Below are 16431 nucleotides of genomic sequence, written 5' to 3'. Positions count from 1 at the left end.
GCTGCCGCACCGGCCCTACTGGGCCAGCAGCAGCGCGATCACCGCGAGTCCGACGCACGTGAACGTCGTGTTCCGGGCCTTGTGGCCCACCGTGAACAGTCCGACGGCGAAGGCGCCGGCCGCGCCGTACCGCCACTGGACGAGCTGCTCGAACGCGAAGGCGCACAGAGCGAGAGCGGGCATAGCGATTCACTCCTTCGAGGCGCGCGGGATCGTTCCTCCGCGCGTAGAGCGCGGAAGGAGACAGAGTTGACCCGTGGGTCGGCAGGTGGCTGAGCGGAAGTGTGGTGCTGCTGATGCGTGCGAAGCGTCATGGCGCTGCACTCTCAGCCGCGGTCATCCCCGGCGCGTCGTCGGGACGGAGAGGCTGCGGCCCCCGATGGTGTCAACTGGCCCAACTTGATTGGCTGCCAGACCAGTTGACTGCATTCCTCTATGGTCATGTTGCCGCTGACTGCAGATCACTAAACTCCATGCAGTCAACTCCACTTGCCTGGCGTGAAGCTGTAGTGTGGGTCACGTGAGCAACGACCGCACCGTCGGCGGGGCCAGGCGTGAGTACGAGCGCGTGGCCGATGCGTTGCGTCACGAAATCGAGGGCGGCGCCATCGAGGTGGGCGACCAGCTCCCCACGCACGCCGAACTGGTGGACAGGTTCGACGTCTCCCGCGCCACCGTCCAGAAGGCGATCAAGGCCCTCGAGGTCAAGGGCTACGTGGAGTCGGCGCAGGGCAAGGGCGTATTCGCCCGGGACTGGCGGAAGTCCGCCGTCACCTCCCACGCCAACGGGACCGCCACGGCGACGGTGGAAGCCGGCAGCATCGAGCTGGACGACGCCATCGCGGAGGCGTTCGAGGCGGATCACGTCACGATCGACGCGTACTGCCTGACGGCTGAGTCTCTGAACGGGGCCATCGTGCAGCAGGTCAAACGGATCATCCGCGGGGACATCCGGCCGTCCTCGATCCACCTGCGCCTGCTGCTGCCACGCACCGACGTACGGCTGGCCGTTCCGCGCAACGTCGAGGACCCCGACGACGAGCGCCCCATGGCGCGGCTCGACAGTCTGTCCGCCGCTCACATCAGGGCCCTGAGAAACCTGGAGAACCTGGTCGGTCAGGGCGCCGTGGCCGAGGTGACGGTCGAGGTGCGCCTGGTTCCGGTCACGCCCCTGCACAAGCTCTACCTGATCAACGGAGACATGGCCCTCGACGGCATGTACGTCGTGACGGACAACGTCATCAACGTCGACGATGCGACCATCAAGATCCATGACGTCCTGGGTGTCGGGGCCAAGCTTTACCCGCAGCCACGGGAACGTGTGGAACTCTCTCAGGAGTGGTTCGACTCCCTGTGGACGAGGCTAGCCAAGCCCGCCTGACACTCGCCGGTATCGAGTGCGTCCTGCTGGACTTCGACGGTCCGGTCTGCCGCCTCTTCGCCGGACATCCCGCCTCCGTCGCCGCCTCGCGGCTCAAGGAGCGGCTCGGCGAGATGTCGCTGCTCCCGCCCGAACTGGCCGGCACGGATGATCCGCACGGGCTGCTGTGGGCGATCGCCACGGGGTCCGGCCGCAACGCGCGCGAGGTGAGCGCGGAATTGAACGCCCTCCTGGCGAAGGAGGAGGTCGTGGCGGCCGCATCCGCGACGATCACGCCTGGTGCGGTGGGCCTCGTCCGCGGCCTGCGAGCCCGGGGCCTGCACCTGGGGGTGGTCAGCAACAACGGATACGAGGCGATTCGCAACGTTCTCCTCGCGACGCACCTGCTGGAGTTGTTCGACGGGCCGATCATCGGCCGCCCCGATGACGCCCGGCTCATGAAGCCCGATGCCTTTATGCTGCGAGAAGCGGTGAAACGGCTCGGCACGAAGCCCGAACACTGCCTGTTCGTGGGGGATTCCTGGCGGGACGCCGAGGCTTCACGACGAGCCGACGTCAATTTTGTCGGCTATGCGAAGAGTGCGCGCAAGGGGCGCGAGATGACGAAGGCAAATGCCAAGTGGGTCGTTTCGCGGATGCAGGACGTGATGGGTTTGTTGCCGTGAGTCGCCGAAGTGGTGTCCCCGTCGCGGCCCTCTGGTCAAGTCCCGTGCGGGCACTCAAAATCACTGGGTGACTTCTGATCGCGAGTGGCCGATGAAAAGCGACCTCCGGGCCCTGCTGACCGACGTCGAGGGCGTGCTGTTCGACTTCGACGGACCGCTCTGCCACCTTTTCGCGCCGAAGGGGGCGGAGCGAGTCGCGGAGCAATTGTACGAATTCATCGACCGCGAGAGGCTGCCGGCCGTTCGTCCCGAAAAGGAGCACAGCCCCCTGGATGTCCTCCGCGAGGCGGCGCGCACGTGGCCGGACTTCGCCGACGTCGCTCGCCTTGAAGGCGAACTCACTTCGCTGGAGGAAGAATGCGCCGAGGATGCTTTGATGACGCCTGGCGCCGAGGTGCTGGTGGAAGCGATCAGGAGTGCCGGAATACCGGTCGCCATAACCACGAACAATTCCGAGAAGGCCGTCCGTACCTGCCTGGCCAACTGCCGCCTGGGTCCGTTGTTCGGCACGCACGTGTACGGCCGCCGGAACATGGCCGAGGGCCACCCGCTCCTGCTGAAGCCGGACCCCGCATGCATCGAGCGTGCGATCGGTGGCCTTCGGCTGGCCAGCCCCGGGCGCTGCTTGATGATCGGTGATTCGCCCGCGGACGTGCTGGCCGCGATCACCGCGGACGTGCGGTTCCTCGGTTTCGAGAACCCGCACGTCGACGACAACCAGGAACTGCGCCACGTCTTCCGGGGGACGGTCGTCGAGCGTCTGGACGAGATCCGGGCGGCGTGGGGTGAAGTCCATGGCCGGTGCCGGACGCACTCGGCCAGCGGCGAGACCCACTGACCGCAGCCGTTTCGTGTGGGGAGGTCCCGGTTCGCCGATTTCGATGGGTTCCATCGTTCGGGCTAGCTCCGGGTGCCCCGTCGGTGGGACCCTTCCAGAATAACTATGCGGTGTCTCGCCCCGCGCGACGTGCGGTTTGCATAGCGCAGTGGGGCTGGAGGGTCCAAAAATGAATAAAGATGCGGTGGAGTTCAGCCCCATGCGGGTCGAGGGGAGGATACGCTTCCCTTTTTCTGATCCTCGAGGAATCCGGTGACCAGCCCTACCTACGAGTTCGCGTCGCGAATCGCCACCGAGGTGGTAGGCCCACTCAAAGGGCACCATCACGAGGCATATGCCGTCCGCCTGGCCCCTGGTACGTCGCTCGGCGACAAGTTCAGGTGGCTGAAGCTGCGCGAACCTCGGGAGCACGCCTTCTGGTACGACCACAGGTGCTTCGCGTCGGAGGAGCAGTTGGTGCTGGAATTGGGCGGTCGCGTTCCGCGCATTCCCAAGGTGGTCGACGTGAGCGAGCTGGTGGTGGACGCTCCCGCCGGTGTGACTTTCGTTGAATTCGTCGAAGGCCGGACTCTGGGAGATCTGACATCTCCCGGAAGGTCGGTTCCCCGGCGCTACAGAAAGAAATTGATTGACTTCTTCGGGTCCTTGGTGTCGGTCGACGCGGCGGGTGTCCGCGCGGATCGCGTCTGCGGGAACAAACCGGGGCAACTCCCTTTCGGGGGTAACGACAGCACGAGTTTCCTGGGAAACCTGATCGGCCACACCCGCGGGGTGTTTGACAAGAGAAGGCCGGTACTCGGTCCGCTTTTCGATGCGCTGGCGATCCCCGATGGCCTTTTGGAAACACTCCCCGACGCATTGGGAGACCTCGCCAGGCGCCCGTTCGCCCTCCTGCACGGTGACCTGCACCGCGAGAACCTCGTGGTCGACGGCGACGGGGAACTGTGGACGATCGACTGGGAGCTCGCCCGCATCGGTGACCCGCTCTACGACCTCGCCACGCACCTCCATCTGATGCGCTACCCCCGCCGGCAGGAACGGCAGATGGTCCGGGGCTGGCGGAAGGCCGTGGGGGAGAGTTCGCCGGGGGCGTCGGACGCGGTGGCGGGTGATCTTCCCCGTTACCTCGCGTACAAGCGAGTCCAATCCGTCTATACGGATGTGATGCGCGGAGCGATGGCGGTCAGTTGGGCCCCCGAGGACGGGCCGGGACAACGCGAGGTGGTGACGCACGCCGTCACAGCCATCGCGGCGGCCCTCACCCGTGCCCGGCGCGGAGAGGACGGCACGGGGCTCCGCCATGTGGGGCTGCGGACGGTGGCCACTCCTCAGCGGATCGAGAAGGAACTCCTCCGCTGGCTACGGGAGTACGGAGACCTGGCCCGGAAGGCGGATGACGTGGCGACGGCAGGCGGGGTGGGCTCGGATCCTCGGCTCGACACGATGTCATCGGTTGGACCCGTGGTACTCGAGGCTGAGCAGAACGGGGGGACCAGGCTGAAGCACGGCACTACAGTCTGGTCGTGAGCAACGACGGCACCGCCCGTGGGCTCAGGCGCGAGTACGAGCGCGTGGCCGATGCATTACGTCATGAGATCGAGGGCGGCGACATCGCGGTGGGCGCGCAACTGCCCACCCATGCGGAGCTGGTGGACCGCTTCGACGTCTCCCGTGCCACCGTCCAGAGGGCGATCAAGGCGCTGCAGGACGAGGGCTACGTGGAGTCGGGCCAGGGCAAGGGCGTCTTCGCCCGGGACTGGCGGAAGTCCGCCGGCGCTGCCCACGCCAACGGGAATGCTGCGGAGACCGTTGAGGCCGGCAGCGTCGAACTGGACGACGCCGTCGCGGAGGCTTTCGGAGCGGAGCACGTGACGATCGACGCGTACTGCCTGACCGCGGAGTCGCTGAACGCGGCCATCGTGCCGCAGGCACGCCGGGTCCTCAGGGGGGAGATCCAACCGTCGTCGATCCAGGTCCGGCTCCTGCTCGCCCGCCCGGGTGCGCACTTGGCGATTCCCCGGATCGTGGGGGATCCCGACGACACCCGGCCGCTCGACCGGCTCTCCGAACTGATCGAGCGGCACGCGTTCACCCTGCGCAACCTGCTGGAGGACCTGGGCCGGCGGGACGTCAACGTGACCGTCGATGTCCGGACCCTCCCCGTCACGCCGGTGGTGAAGTACTACCTGATCAATCGCGATCAAGGGCTCATGGGCTTCTACAAGGTCGAGGCGAACACCGTCGATCTCCCCGACGGGGAAATCGCTCAGATCCACGACGTACTGGGCCTGGCGGCACGGCTGTACCCCCAGGGGCCCGCGCAACGGGCCGAGGGCCAGGAGTGGTTCGACTCCCTGTGGAACACGATCGCCGAGTCGGTCTGACGCTCACTACCTCGGTGCGGGCTCATATCACCAGGGACATCCAGTGCCCCGGCACCTCCAGCGGCTCGAACCCCACCTTCGCGTAGACCCCGTGGGCGTCGTGCGTGGCCAGGAGGACGAGACGGACGCCCAGGCCCAGCAGGTGGTCGCGGGCGGCCGTTGCCAACGCCGTCGCCAGACCGTGGCCGCGGGCGGCGGGGGTGACGTAGACGTCGCAGAGCCAGGCGAACGTCGCGTGGTCGGTGACGACGCGAGCGCAGGCGACCTGGGCACCGGAAGCCCTGTCGTAGGCCCCGAAGTTGAGCGAGCCGGCGATAGCGGCGTCCTGGACGGCGCGGGGGCGGCCGAGGGCCCAGTACGCGTCGGTGGAGAGCCAGTGGTGGACGAGGGCCGCGTCCACGCGGGCGGGGTCGGCAGATATCTCGTACTGCTCTTCGGCGGTCGTCATGCGCGGAGGGTAGCGGGGGCCAGGCCGGTCGGGCGGCGCCTTCATGCAGAAGCGCTTACCGGTGCGATGAAGGACTATTAACTGGACCTTGAGGGTGCCCTGGGCCCACGCTCGAGGGCATGGGTATTCACGTACCGCTCATCACCCCCTTCGGCGAGGCCGGCTGCGTGGACGCCGGCGCCCTGGAGCGCTTGGCGTACGAGGTGGCCGACGGGGGCGTCGCCGGGCTGGTCGCGCTGGGGACGACCGCCGAGGCGGCCATGCTGGACGAGGCCGAGAAGGCGGTCGTCCGGGAGACCGTGGGGCGGGTGTGCCGGGAACGCGGGCTGCGGTTCACCGTGGGGGCCGGCGGGACGGACACGCGCAGGGCCGCGGCGGAACTCGCGGAGCTTGACGCGGACGCCGCCCTCGTCTCCGTGCCGTCGTACGTCAGGCCCTCCCAGGACGGCGTCGTCGCGCACTTCGAGGCGCTGGCCCGGGCGTCCGCCGTGCCGCTGGTCGTCTACAACATCCCCTACCGCACCGGGCTCGCCCTCACCGCGGACACGGTGCGCCGGCTCGCCGCGATCGACGGGGTCGCCGGCTTCAAGCACGCCGTCGGCGGCATCGACCAGGACACCGTGCTCCTGGTGGGGGAGGTGCCGCTGTACGCCGGGGACGACGTCTTCGCGCCCGCGCTGCTCGCCCTGGGCGCCGCCGGGGCGATCACCGCCTCCGCGCACCTGGCCACCGAGCGGTGGGCGGAGCTGGCCCGTTCCCACGATCCGGCGACGGGGCAGGCGCTCGCGGGGCTCGCCGCCGCCCTCTTCGCCGAGCCCAACCCCACGGTGATCAAGGCGGTGCTGCACGCCCAGGGACGCATCCCGACCCCTGACGTGCGGCTGCCGCTGCTGCCCGCCGGGCGTTCGTCCCTCGGGACGGCACTCCGGGCACTCGCCGCATCGGGGGATACTCGGGACCGTACGTACGCACTGATCGGAGAGACCGGATGAGGATCGGAATCGTCGGAGCCACCGGCCAGGTCGGCGGTGTCATGCGCAAGGTGCTGGCCGAGCGCGACTTCCCGGTGGAGCAGCTGCGGCTGTTCGCGTCGGCCCGTTCGGCCGGACGCACCGTGCCATGGAAGGACGGCGAGGTCACGGTCGAGGACGCGGCCACCGCGGACTACTCCGGTCTCGACATCGTGCTCTTCTCGGCCGGGGGCGCCACCTCCAAGGCGCTGGCCCCGAAGGTCGCCGCCGCGGGTGCCGTCGTGATCGACAACTCCTCCGCCTGGCGGATGGACCCCGAGGTCCCGCTGGTCGTCTCCGAGGTCAACCCGCAGGCGATCGCGGACCGTCCCAAGGGCATCATCGCCAACCCGAACTGCACCACCATGGCCGCGATGCTTGTGCTGCGCCCGCTGCACGAGGAGGCGGGGCTGACCGCGCTGGTCGCCACCACCTACCAGGCGGTCTCCGGCTCGGGTCTGGCCGGTGTCGCCGAGCTCGACGGCCAGGTGCGCAAGGTCGCCGACCGGGCGACCGGGCTGGCCTTCGACGGCGAGGCCGTGGAGTTCCCCGAGCCCGCGGTCTACCGGCGGCCCATTGCGTTCAACGTCGTCCCGCTCGCCGGGAAGATCGTCGACGACGGCCGCTTCGAGACCGACGAGGAGCAGAAGCTCCGCAACGAGTCCCGCAAGATCCTGGGCATCCCGGAGCTGAAGGTGTCCGGCACCTGCGTTCGCGTGCCCGTCTTCTCCGGCCACTCGCTGCAGGTCAACGCCCGTTTCGAGCGTCCGGTCAGCGTGGAGCGCGCGTACGAGCTGCTGGCGGAGGCCCCCGGCGTGGAGCTGTCGGAGATCCCGACCCCGCAGCAGGCGGCGGGCAAGGACCCCTCCTACGTCGGCCGGATCCGGGTGGACGAGACCGTGGAGCACGGCCTCGCGCTCTTCCTCTCCAACGACAACCTCCGCAAGGGCGCCGCGCTCAACGCCGTCCAGATCGCGGAGCTGGTCGCCGCGGAGCTGCGCGGCTGACCGCCGCTTCCCACGGATGCCCCGGCGCGGACCGCGCGTTCGGCATCGGAGACTTCGCCAGGCACGGCCGCGTGTCGGTCCGCATGCTGCGTCACTACGACGCCATCGGGCTGCTGCGCCCCGACCGTGTCGACCCCGCCACCGGCTACCGCCAGTACGCCGCCGGGCAGCTCGCCCGGCTCAACCGCGTCATCGCCCTCAAGGACCTCGGCTTCACGCTCGAACAGGTGCGGTCGATCCTCGACGAGGAGGTGAGCGCGGAGCAGCTGCGCGGCATGCTGCGCCTGCGCCGCGCCGAGCTCGCGGCGGCGATGGCCGCGGACGCGGCCCGGCTGGCGGGTGTCGAGGCGAGGCTCCGGACGATCGAGAGCGAGGGACGGATGTCCACCGACGACGTGGTGATCAAGAGGGTGCCCGCGGTCCGGCTCGCGGAGCTGACGGCGACCGCCGCCGGCTTCGATCCGGCGCAGATCGGGCCCGTCATCCAGCCGCTGTACGGCGAGCTGTGCCGGCGGCTGGACGCGGCAGGGGTGCGGCCCGTCGGGCCGGGGATCGCGTACTACGAGGACGCGCCGGAGGGGGAGGGGGCGATCCTCGTCCACGCGGGGCTGCAGGTCGCGGTCGAGCCGGACGGCCGGTACGACTTCGCGGTCGTCGACCTGCCGGGGCTGCAGAGCGCGGCGACGATCGTGCACCGCGGCTCCATGGACGACGTCCTGCGTTCCGAGCAGACGCTGGCCCGCTGGATCGACGCCCACGGCCACCGGTCCCTCGGCTACCCCCGGGAGCTGTACCTGGAGTGCGAGGGGCGCCCCGACACGTGGGTGACGGAGCTGCAGGAACCGGTGGCCCCGGGGGCGTGACGGGTCAGCCCATCGGCTTGCCCTGCTGAGCCGCCTCGGCGACCAGCTCGAAGGCCGTCCGGCCGTCCAGGGACTCGCGGATCACGTCCGCGTGGCCGGCGTGCCGGGCGGTCTCCTCGATGAGGTGGAGCAGGATCCAGCGGGCGCTGACCTTCATGCCGGGCGGGTTCCAGGGCGCGTCCGGCAGCGGCACCACGACGTCCAGGTCGGGCAGCGCCAGGATCGCCTCCTCGGTCTCCCGGCCGGTCCTGGCGTACGCGTCCAGCCAGCCGGCGAGGGTCTCGCCCTCCACCAGCCGGAAGCCGTCGAGGTAGTCCTCCTGGGTGCCCTTCTTGTCCTCGTGGCCGAGCAGCAGGCCCTGCACCCAGGACTCCTCGGTCCTGGCGACGTGCTTGACCAGCCCGGCGAGGTTCATCTCGCTGACGCTGGGCCGTGAGGCGGCCTGCTCGTCGGTGAGCCCGAGCACCGCGCGACGCACCCCGCCGCGCTGAGCCTCCAGGTACGCCAGCAGCGCGTCCCGCTCACCCGTCTCGTTCCTTACCACCGTCGGCATGCGCTCCCCTTGGTCGTCCGCTCGGACGCCCCCTTGGACGTCCGCGCCGGTCGTGGCGCCGGGGTGTTCCGGCGTCCTTCGCGTCTTCGACGGTACGCACCCTTGCGGTCAGTTCCGGTCCTCGATGGCCCGGGAGGAGGTCTCCGAGGAGGTCCCGGAGGAGAAGGCTCCCCCGGAGAGCACGGGGACGACGGAGGCCGCGTCGAGTTCCGTGGCGATCGCGACGTCCTCGGGGAAGCCGCCGCCGGTCAGCTCGCGTCCGGAGGCGCAGGCCGCGACGGCGGCGGCGACGTCGGGGGTCCCGGTGCGGGCGGCGGCCGCGGTGCGGGCCTCGGGGGACAGCGTCACCGCGGGGGCGTGCCCGCGCAGCGCGGCGAGGACCGCGCCGGCGCCGAGCAGGTCCTCCAGCGCGGGCCGCAGGCTCCCGTCCGGCCAGCGCTCGCCGGCGGCGACCACCGCGACCGGCCGGTCCCGTACGCCGTAGCCGTGCCGGGCGAGCCACGCGCCGACCGCGCCCGCGTTGCGCAAGGAGGCGGCGACCACGGTCGCCGCCTCCCCGGCCGCGGCGGCGATCGCCGATCCGTTGGGCGAGGGCAGCACCAGCCGCGGGGTGAAGGGCGCGCGCCGCAGGGCGGCGGGGGACAGCGACCACGGCGAGCGCTCGGTCACCTCCCGTCTCCCCACGGCCAGCCGCGCCCCGACCCGCCGCGCGTAGGCGGCGGCCGTCGCGTCGCGCCAGGCGTACGGGTGCACGGCGGTGCCCGCCTCGACGGCCACCGTCACCGCGGTGGTGAAGGAGAGGACGTCGACGACGACCAGGCACGCGACGTGCGCCCCGACCCGCCGGGCGCCCTCCGGTCCCCAGTCGAACCGCACTCCGTGACCTGTCTGCAGAAACCATTCCTCGCCCATGGGTGAGGACTATGCCGCCGCGGCTGCCTGCTGTACATCGGCGACCACGCAACTCACGTTGTCCGGACCGCCGGCGGCGTTGGCCAGCCCGACCAGCGCCCGCACCGCCTCCCCCGGCCCGGCGCCGGAGGCGAGGACCCGGTGCAGCTCATCGTCCGGCACGACGGCGGACAGGCCGTCCGTGCACAGCAGGTAGCGGTCGCCGGGCCGCGGATCGTGCAGCCGCAGGTCGGGCAGGCGCCCGGCGGGACGGGTGCCCGAGCCCAACGCCCGTACGAGCAGCGACCGCTGGGGGTGCGAGGCGGCCTCGGCCTCGGTCAGCCGGCCCTCGTCCACCATCGACTGCACCATCGTGTGGTCGTGCGTGATCCGGAACAGCTCGCCGGCGCGCAGCAGGTACGCCCGCGAGTCGCCGATGTGGACGAGGGCCAGCCGCTCCCCGGACCACAGCAGCGCGGTGAGCGTGGTGCCCGAGTCCGCGAAGCCGCGCACGGTCTCGTCGGCCCGGTCGAGGGCGTCCTGCAGCACGTCCAGCAGACCGCCGCCCGCGGCGTCGCCGGACTCGAGCTCCCGCAGCGCGTCGACGGCGGCGGCGCCCGCGGGCGCCCCCTCGCCACCGAAGCCGTCGGCGACGGCGAGCAGCCGGTCGCCGGCGTAGGCGGTGTCCTGGTTGCCGGGCCGGACCAGGCCGGCGTCGGAGAGGGCGGCGTAGCGCAGTTCCAGTCGGTGGTTCGGGTTCGGGTCCGTGTTCGCGTCGTTCACGGCGGAGTCCTTCCGGGACAGGTGATCGACGAGGAAGGCGGCCAGGTCCCGCCGCGCCCCGTGCGCGGCCTCGGCCTGCGCCCAGTACGCCCGGACCTCCCGCGCGGCGGCGGGCGCGTCCAGCGCGCACACCTCCCGTATGCGGGCCAGCGGCATCCCCAGCCGCCGCAGCCACGCCACGAGCCGGGCGCGCTCCAGCTGGGCGGGCGCGTAGTGGCGGTAGCCGGTCTGCGGATCGACGCGCGCGGGCGTCAGCAGTCCGAGCTCGTCGTACAGCCGCAGCGCCTTCGGCGACAGCCGGGACGCCTTCGCGAAGGCCCCGATCGTCAGCGAGTCCATGGCGGGCTCCCCTCCCTCGGACCGGGCACGCCGCCCGGCCGCCTCGATGCTGCGGCCTGCCCCAAGGTCAAGGTCAACCGGCCGCGGGGACCGGCTTCGAGGGGCGTCCGGACGGCGGGCGGACGACTCCTGCGCGGTGCCCGGCAGGAGTGCCTCACGTCCGGCGGGCGCCGGGCCTCACGCCGGCGGCCGGGCGAGTCTGGCGGCCACGCCGTCGAGAACCCAGTCCAGGCCGGTCTCGAACGACGTCCCGGCGTCCACGTCCGTGCCGTCGTGCACGGCCTTGGCCAGCGTCGGGAAGCGGCCGGTGGCCAGCATCCTCGTCACGTGCGGGCCCGAGGCGCGCTGCCAGTCGAGCTTGGACAGGCCCGTGGTGCGCTCGGCCCGCAGGTTGGCGATCTCGCGTCTGATCGCGCCGGTGAAGTAGGCGCTGACGGTCTCCACGGCGCGCATCACGGTGTCGATGTCGGCCATGCCGTCGAGCGGCGCCAGCGTGGCCTCGGCCACGGCGAGGCCGTTCGGACCCAGGGACGGGCGGCCGCCGAGCAGGTCGGCCAGCCACTCGTGGCGGAGAGCGGCCTGCCTGGTGCGGTGGGCGAGGGTGCGCAGCGCCTCCCGCCAGTCACCGGGCCGCTCCGCGGGGACGATCTCGGCCTGGACCTCGTCCACCATGAGGTCGAACAACTCCTCCTTGCTGGAGATGAATCCGTACAGCCGCATCGGGCCGGCGTCCAGCCGGCCGGCCACCTTCCGCAACGACACCGCTTCCAGCCCGCCCTCGTCGGCCAGCGCGATGGCGGCGGCGACGATCCGCTCCCGGTCGAGCGGCACGGGGCGAGCCGGCGGCTCCGGTCGGTCCCACACAGTCATGCCCACACCGTACTGTTGCCAGCCGCCGCCCTGAGAAAATACAGTGTATCGATATGATGCAACGTATCGCCGTGGTCGGCAGTGGTCCTGCCGGCCTTGCCTTCGCCCGCGTCCTGCACCGCCACGGTCACCCCGTCGCCGTCCTCGAACGCGATCCCGCCCCCGACGCCCGCCCCGCGGGCGGCACGCTGGACCTCCACGAAGGGCTCGGCCAGCTCGCGCTGGACAAGGCCGGGCTGCTGCCGGAGTTCCGGGCGCTGTCCCGGCCCGAGGGGCAGGCCATGCGCATCCTGGACCCGGACGGGACCGTCCTGCGCGACTGGCGACCCCGTCCGGATGACCGGGCCAACCCCGAGATCGACCGCGGGCACCTCCGTGAACTGCTGCTCGGCCCGCTCGAGGTCCAGTGGGGGCGGAGCGTGACGAAGGCGGAGCCGGGGACCGGGGACGGCGTCCTGGTCCACTTCGCCGACGGGCGGAAGGAGACGTTCGACCTGGTGGTCGGCGCCGACGGCGCCTGGTCCCGGATCCGCCCGGCGGTCTCCGCGGTGACGCCGCACTACACCGGGGTCACCTCGGTGGAGACCTCCCTCGACGACGTCGACACCCGCCACCCCGACCTCGCCCGGCTGGTCGGCGACGGATCCGTGGCCGCGTACGGCGTGAACCGCGGCCTCGTCGCCCAGCGCAACAGCGGAGGCCACGTCAAGGTGTACGCGCAGTTCCGCGCACCGCTGGACTGGCACACGGGCCTGGACCCGGCCGACGCCGACGCCGTGCGGTCGCGCCTGCTGGCCCTGTTCGACGGCTGGGCCGCTCCCCTCCTCGACCTCCTCCGCCGCGGCACCGCCTTCGTCCACCGCCCCCTCCACGTCCTGCCCGTGTCCCACACCTGGACCCATGTCCCCGGGGTGACGCTCCTGGGTGATGCCGCCCATCTGATGCCCCCGTTGGGGGCGGGCGCGAACCTCGCGATGCTGGACGGCGCCGAACTCGCCGAGTCCATCGCCGCCGGCCCCGCGGATCCGGACGCGGCCGTCCGGGCCTTCGAGGAGCGGATGTGGGCACGGGCCGGCAGGTGGGCGCGGATGACGACGGCCGGCCTGGAACGCCTGGTGAGCCCGGATCCCGCCGAAGCACTCGCTCTCTTCGACCGGGTCCAGTCGTCCTGACCCGCCGAGCGCGGGAGCACCGGCACGCCCCACCTTGCTTCACAGGGGAAGCGCGGGCTGGGCCGGGAGAGGGACGTCACATCGCCGTAACGAGACTTTTGCAAGCACCTTGCTTGCAAAAGTTAGCACCGGGCGGCATGCTCGGAGACATGGCTTCACTGAACGTCGGCACCCTCGGCGAGTACCTGCGGGAGCAGCGCCGCAACGCGCAGCTGTCCCTGCGTCAGCTCGCCGACGCCGCCGGGGTGTCCAACCCCTACCTCAGCCAGATCGAGCGCGGGCTGCGCAAGCCCAGCGCGGAGATCCTGCAGCAGCTCGCCAGGGCGCTGCGCATCTCCGCCGAGACCCTGTACGTGCAGGCAGGGATCCTCGACGAGCGGAACCAGGGCGACGGCATGGAGGTGCGGACCGCCATCCTGGCCGACACGGCGATCAACGAGAAGCAGAAGCAAGTCCTCGTCCAGATCTACGAGTCGTTCCGCAAGGAGAACGCCGCAGTGGAGGAAGCTCTTGACGAGCAGCCCGCTGCGCCGCGCGAGCACGTGGCGAAGAAGGCGGCGAAGAAGGCTGTCGCCGTGCTGAAGCCGAACGCGAACGGACCGGCCGGACCGGGCAGCGGCGGCGACGACGCCGCTGCCGCCGGGTGACCGGGCGCGCCCGGTCGCGCGGAACGAGCGGACCCAACTGACGTAACCGCCACCATCCTCAAACGGGAGAAACCCTCATGGCGATCACCGAAGACATCGTCAAGACCCTCAAGGACCCGACCCCGCTGTACGCGCTGGCCGGGACCGCGGACCTCGCGGCCGAGAAGCTCAAGGAGGTCCCGCCGCTGATCGAGAAGATCCGCGCCGAGGCCCCCGAGCGGATCGAGAAGATCCGCGGCACCGACCCCAAGGTCGTGCAGGAGAAGGTGACCGCGCAGGCCAAGGACGCGCAGACCAAGGCGCAGGCCAAGGTCAACGAGCTCCTCGGCACCATCGACGGCGACCTGCGCAAGCTGCGCGACTCCGCGCAGGACTTCGCCCTGCAGCAGGTGGGCCGTGCCGCCGAGTACGCCGTCCGCGCCAAGGAGGCGTACGACGGCCTGGCCGAGCGCGGCAAGGACGCGGTCGCCACCTGGCGCGGCGAGGCCGCCGAGCAGGTCGAGGACATCGCGGTCGCGATCGAGCCGGAGCCCGTCCCGGCCGCGCGGCAGGCGCCCGCCTCGGACGCCAAGCCGGCCCCGGCTCCGGCGCCCGCCCCGGCTCCGGCGCCCGCCCCCGCATCCGCCTCCGTGCACGACGGCCAGGGCAAGAAGACCCCGGCGCCGGCCAAGAAGGCCCCCGTGGCCAAGAAGCCCGCGACGCCGGGCAAGCCCGCTTCCTGAGCGTCCGGACATCACGGGCCGGGCACGCGCGGCGTGCCCGGCTCGTTGTGCGGGTACGGTGGGAGCCGATGACGGAGGTGGACGGCAATGCTGGTGCAGGGCTTCTACGACCTTATGGGCTGGATCTCCATCGCCCTGCTGGTCTTCGCGGTGTTCGCGCTGGTCGACGCCGCCGTCCGGCGTGAGGACGCCTACCGGGCGGCGGACAAGAAGACCAAGGCCTTCTGGCTGATCATCCTCGCCGTGGCGGCGGCGCTGATCGCGATCCTGCCGATCATGTCGTTCCTGCCGGTCATCGGCCTGATCGCGGTGATCGTCTACACGGTGGACGTGCGTCCCGCCCTCAAGCAGGTCTCCGGTCCGCGGCGGCGCGGCGGCGGCAGCAGCAGCGACGGCCCGTACGGCCCCTTCAACCGCTGACACCCTCCCCGGGCCTCCCTCCCCCCGGGCCTCCCCTTCCCCGGCCGGCTGACCGGCCGGGGCCGTCGTGTCAGGCGCCCGACTCCAGGAACATCAGGGCGACGTCGTCCGTCAGCTCCTCGCCGTTGAGCCGGCGCACCTCGGTCATGGCCGCGTCCAGCAGTTCCTCGCCGGTGAGCCCGGCGGACAGCTGCCGTCCGACCAGTTCGACCATGCCCTCCTGGCCCAGCCGCTGCGGACCGGGGCCGATCCGGCCCTCGATGAGCCCGTCGGTGTAGAGCATCAGGCTCCACGACTCGCCCAGCTCGAAGCGCGCGCCCTCCCAGCAGTCCTTCTGCGGCAGCAGCCCCAGCGCCGGGCCGCCGTGCTCGTACGGCAGCAGCTGCGGGGCCATCCCGGACAGCGACACCAGCGGGGCCGGGTGCCCGGCCAGCCAGAGGTCGGCGGCGCGGCCGTCCGGGCCGATGTCGACCTGGCAGAGGGTCGCGAAGATCTCGTCGTCGGAGCGCTCGTGCTCCAGGACCTGCTGGAGCGTGCCCAGCAGGGCGGCCCCGCACAGTCCGGCCAGCGTCAGCGCGCGCCAGGCGATGCGCAGCTCCACGCCGAGGGCGGCCTCGTCCGGGCCGTGGCCGCAGACGTCGCCGATCATCGCGTGCACGGTGCCGTCCGGGGTGCGCACGGTGTCGTAGAAGTCGCCGCCGAGCAGGGCCCGGCTGCGGCCGGGCCGGTAGCGGGCGGCGAAGCGCAGGTCGGCGCCGTGCAGCAGCGGTGTGGGGAGCAGCCCGCGTTCCAGCCGCGCGTTCTCCTGGGCGAGCAGCCGGGTCTCGGTCAGCTGCCGCTGCGCGACGTCCGCGCGCTTGCGCTCCACGGCGTAGCGGATCGCCCGGGTCAGGTGGGACGGGTCCAGGTCGGCCGGGGTCAGGTGGTCCTGGGCGCCGACGCGGACGGCCTCGGCGGCGCGCTCGGCGTCGGTGTCGGTGCCCGCTGTCAGCACCAGCACGGCGGTGCGCGGGGCGAGCCGCAGCAGCTGCCGCAGGCTGTCCATCGCGTCGGAGGCGCCCTCGGCGGCGCGCGCGGAGAGCTCCAGCAGGATGCAGTTGACGTCGTCCCTGAGCAGCCGCTCGGCCTCGGTCAGGTTGCGGGCGCGGCGGATGCGGACGCGCGTGCCGGAGACGTCCAGCAGATCGGGGACGGTGAAGGCGCCGACGGGGTCGTCACCGATGACGAGCAGGGTCAGGGCAGGGGAGGTCCGGCCGTCGGCCAGGGGTGTTTCCTGGCGAGGCCCCGGCACGGCGGCGTACTGGTCGGTGCGCCGCCCGGTCGCGGACATCGGCGACATCGGACAATTCCTTCCCTCCCCCCGAGGGCAACGTCCCGGAGCGGTCGATCGGTCGGATCGGTTGCTCGGCTCCGAGCACACTGAAGGGCGACCATAGCG

19 protein-coding genes are annotated in these 16431 nt (G+C 71.6%); 12 read left to right on the top strand and 7 right to left on the bottom strand.

The genetic code is table 11. The features are described from left to right. Positions 1-15 precede the first annotated feature (15 nt). On the bottom strand, positions 16-183 hold the full coding sequence (locus ACFZAU_RS28590; protein WP_179280085.1) for a hypothetical protein: 168 nt from the start codon (positions 181-183) through the stop codon (positions 16-18). 337 nt (positions 184-520) lie between these two features. Here ACFZAU_RS28590 and ACFZAU_RS28585 point away from each other — a divergent pair, with 337 nt between their 5' ends. The 5 genes from ACFZAU_RS28585 to ACFZAU_RS28565 all read left to right on the top strand — a co-directional run bounded on the left by ACFZAU_RS28585 (position 521) and on the right by ACFZAU_RS28565 (position 5268). Then, positions 521-1381 (top strand): GntR family transcriptional regulator, encoded by an 861-nt coding sequence (locus tag ACFZAU_RS28585; protein WP_500554504.1) that lies wholly within the window; start codon positions 521-523, stop codon positions 1379-1381. Next, positions 1354-2046: an HAD family hydrolase gene (locus ACFZAU_RS28580; protein WP_500554503.1), complete on the top strand. Its 693-nt coding sequence runs from the start codon at positions 1354-1356 to the stop codon at positions 2044-2046. Before ACFZAU_RS28585 ends, ACFZAU_RS28580 begins: the two co-directional genes overlap by 28 nt. 67 nt (positions 2047-2113) lie before the next feature. Further along, the gene (locus ACFZAU_RS28575; RefSeq protein WP_500554502.1) at positions 2114-2884 is read left to right on the top strand and encodes an HAD family hydrolase; all 771 of its coding nucleotides are present in this window, start codon (positions 2114-2116) and stop codon (positions 2882-2884) included. 252 nt (positions 2885-3136) lie between these two features. Continuing rightward, a complete protein-coding gene (locus tag ACFZAU_RS28570) occupies positions 3137-4411 on the top strand; it encodes a phosphotransferase (RefSeq protein ID WP_500554501.1) in 1275 nt (424 codons plus the stop codon). Further along, positions 4408-5268, top strand: coding sequence for a GntR family transcriptional regulator (locus ACFZAU_RS28565; protein ID WP_500554500.1), 861 nt, complete (start codon positions 4408-4410; stop codon positions 5266-5268). The genes ACFZAU_RS28570 and ACFZAU_RS28565 overlap by 4 nt, the downstream gene beginning before the upstream one ends. A gap of 22 nt (positions 5269-5290) precedes the next feature. Here ACFZAU_RS28565 and ACFZAU_RS28560 read toward each other — a convergent pair whose 3' ends face one another. After that, positions 5291-5716, bottom strand: a complete 426-nt coding sequence (locus ACFZAU_RS28560; RefSeq protein WP_500554499.1) for a GNAT family N-acetyltransferase — start codon at positions 5714-5716, stop codon at positions 5291-5293. Positions 5717-5835: 119 nt separating this feature from the next. Here ACFZAU_RS28560 and ACFZAU_RS28555 point away from each other — a divergent pair, with 119 nt between their 5' ends. Genes ACFZAU_RS28555 through ACFZAU_RS28545 form a run of 3 tightly spaced genes read left to right on the top strand, consistent with a single transcriptional unit; the run spans position 5836 to position 8596 of the window. After that, entirely contained in the window at positions 5836-6708 is an 873-nt protein-coding gene (locus ACFZAU_RS28555; protein WP_500554498.1) for a dihydrodipicolinate synthase family protein, read from the top strand. Continuing rightward, positions 6705-7733 (top strand): aspartate-semialdehyde dehydrogenase, encoded by a 1029-nt coding sequence (locus ACFZAU_RS28550; RefSeq protein ID WP_500554497.1) that lies wholly within the window; start codon positions 6705-6707, stop codon positions 7731-7733. The genes ACFZAU_RS28555 and ACFZAU_RS28550 overlap by 4 nt, the downstream gene beginning before the upstream one ends. Further along, positions 7730-8596 carry a MerR family transcriptional regulator gene (locus tag ACFZAU_RS28545; RefSeq protein WP_500554539.1) on the top strand — a complete coding sequence of 289 codons (867 nt, stop codon included), beginning with the start codon at positions 7730-7732 and terminating at the stop codon, positions 8594-8596. The genes ACFZAU_RS28550 and ACFZAU_RS28545 overlap by 4 nt, the downstream gene beginning before the upstream one ends. Positions 8597-8600: 4 nt before the next feature. Here the strand turns inward: ACFZAU_RS28545 and ACFZAU_RS28540 are convergent, their stop codons facing one another. The 4 genes from ACFZAU_RS28540 to ACFZAU_RS28525 all read right to left on the bottom strand — a co-directional run bounded on the left by ACFZAU_RS28540 (position 8601) and on the right by ACFZAU_RS28525 (position 12032). Next, positions 8601-9149 carry a DinB family protein gene (locus tag ACFZAU_RS28540; protein WP_500554496.1) on the bottom strand — a complete coding sequence of 183 codons (549 nt, stop codon included), beginning with the start codon at positions 9147-9149 and terminating at the stop codon, positions 8601-8603. 108 nt (positions 9150-9257) lie between these two features. Then, the gene (locus tag ACFZAU_RS28535; protein ID WP_500554495.1) at positions 9258-10061 is read right to left on the bottom strand and encodes a 2-phosphosulfolactate phosphatase; all 804 of its coding nucleotides are present in this window, start codon (positions 10059-10061) and stop codon (positions 9258-9260) included. A 9-nt stretch (positions 10062-10070) separates the two neighbouring features. Then, positions 10071-11162, bottom strand: coding sequence for a MerR family transcriptional regulator (locus ACFZAU_RS28530; RefSeq protein ID WP_500554494.1), 1092 nt, complete (start codon positions 11160-11162; stop codon positions 10071-10073). 177 nt (positions 11163-11339) lie between these two features. Continuing rightward, the gene (locus ACFZAU_RS28525; protein ID WP_499608989.1) at positions 11340-12032 is read right to left on the bottom strand and encodes a TetR/AcrR family transcriptional regulator; all 693 of its coding nucleotides are present in this window, start codon (positions 12030-12032) and stop codon (positions 11340-11342) included. Between the two features lie 53 nt (positions 12033-12085). On the opposite strand from ACFZAU_RS28525, the gene ACFZAU_RS28520 reads away from it, so the two are divergent. The 4 genes from ACFZAU_RS28520 to ACFZAU_RS28505 all read left to right on the top strand — a co-directional run bounded on the left by ACFZAU_RS28520 (position 12086) and on the right by ACFZAU_RS28505 (position 14993). Next, positions 12086-13204 (top strand): FAD-dependent oxidoreductase, encoded by a 1119-nt coding sequence (locus ACFZAU_RS28520; protein WP_500554493.1) that lies wholly within the window; start codon positions 12086-12088, stop codon positions 13202-13204. A gap of 149 nt (positions 13205-13353) precedes the next feature. Continuing rightward, positions 13354-13851, top strand: coding sequence for a helix-turn-helix domain-containing protein (locus tag ACFZAU_RS28515; protein ID WP_500554492.1), 498 nt, complete (start codon positions 13354-13356; stop codon positions 13849-13851). Positions 13852-13928: 77 nt separating this feature from the next. Continuing rightward, a complete protein-coding gene (locus tag ACFZAU_RS28510; protein ID WP_500554491.1) occupies positions 13929-14573 on the top strand; it encodes a hypothetical protein in 645 nt (214 codons plus the stop codon). A gap of 87 nt (positions 14574-14660) precedes the next feature. Then, positions 14661-14993 carry a DUF2516 family protein gene (locus tag ACFZAU_RS28505; protein WP_500554490.1) on the top strand — a complete coding sequence of 111 codons (333 nt, stop codon included), beginning with the start codon at positions 14661-14663 and terminating at the stop codon, positions 14991-14993. A 70-nt stretch (positions 14994-15063) separates the two neighbouring features. Here ACFZAU_RS28505 and ACFZAU_RS28500 read toward each other — a convergent pair whose 3' ends face one another. Then, positions 15064-16332 carry a PP2C family protein-serine/threonine phosphatase gene (locus ACFZAU_RS28500; RefSeq protein WP_500554489.1) on the bottom strand — a complete coding sequence of 423 codons (1269 nt, stop codon included), beginning with the start codon at positions 16330-16332 and terminating at the stop codon, positions 15064-15066. Positions 16333-16431: the final 99 nt, after the last annotated feature.

Source organism: Streptomyces sp. NPDC008238 (assembly GCF_042956445.1).
GTDB lineage: Bacteria > Actinomycetota > Actinomycetes > Streptomycetales > Streptomycetaceae > Actinacidiphila.
The sequence above is the reverse complement of the archived record's forward strand: the minus strand, read 5'-3'. Positions and strand labels throughout refer to the sequence as shown.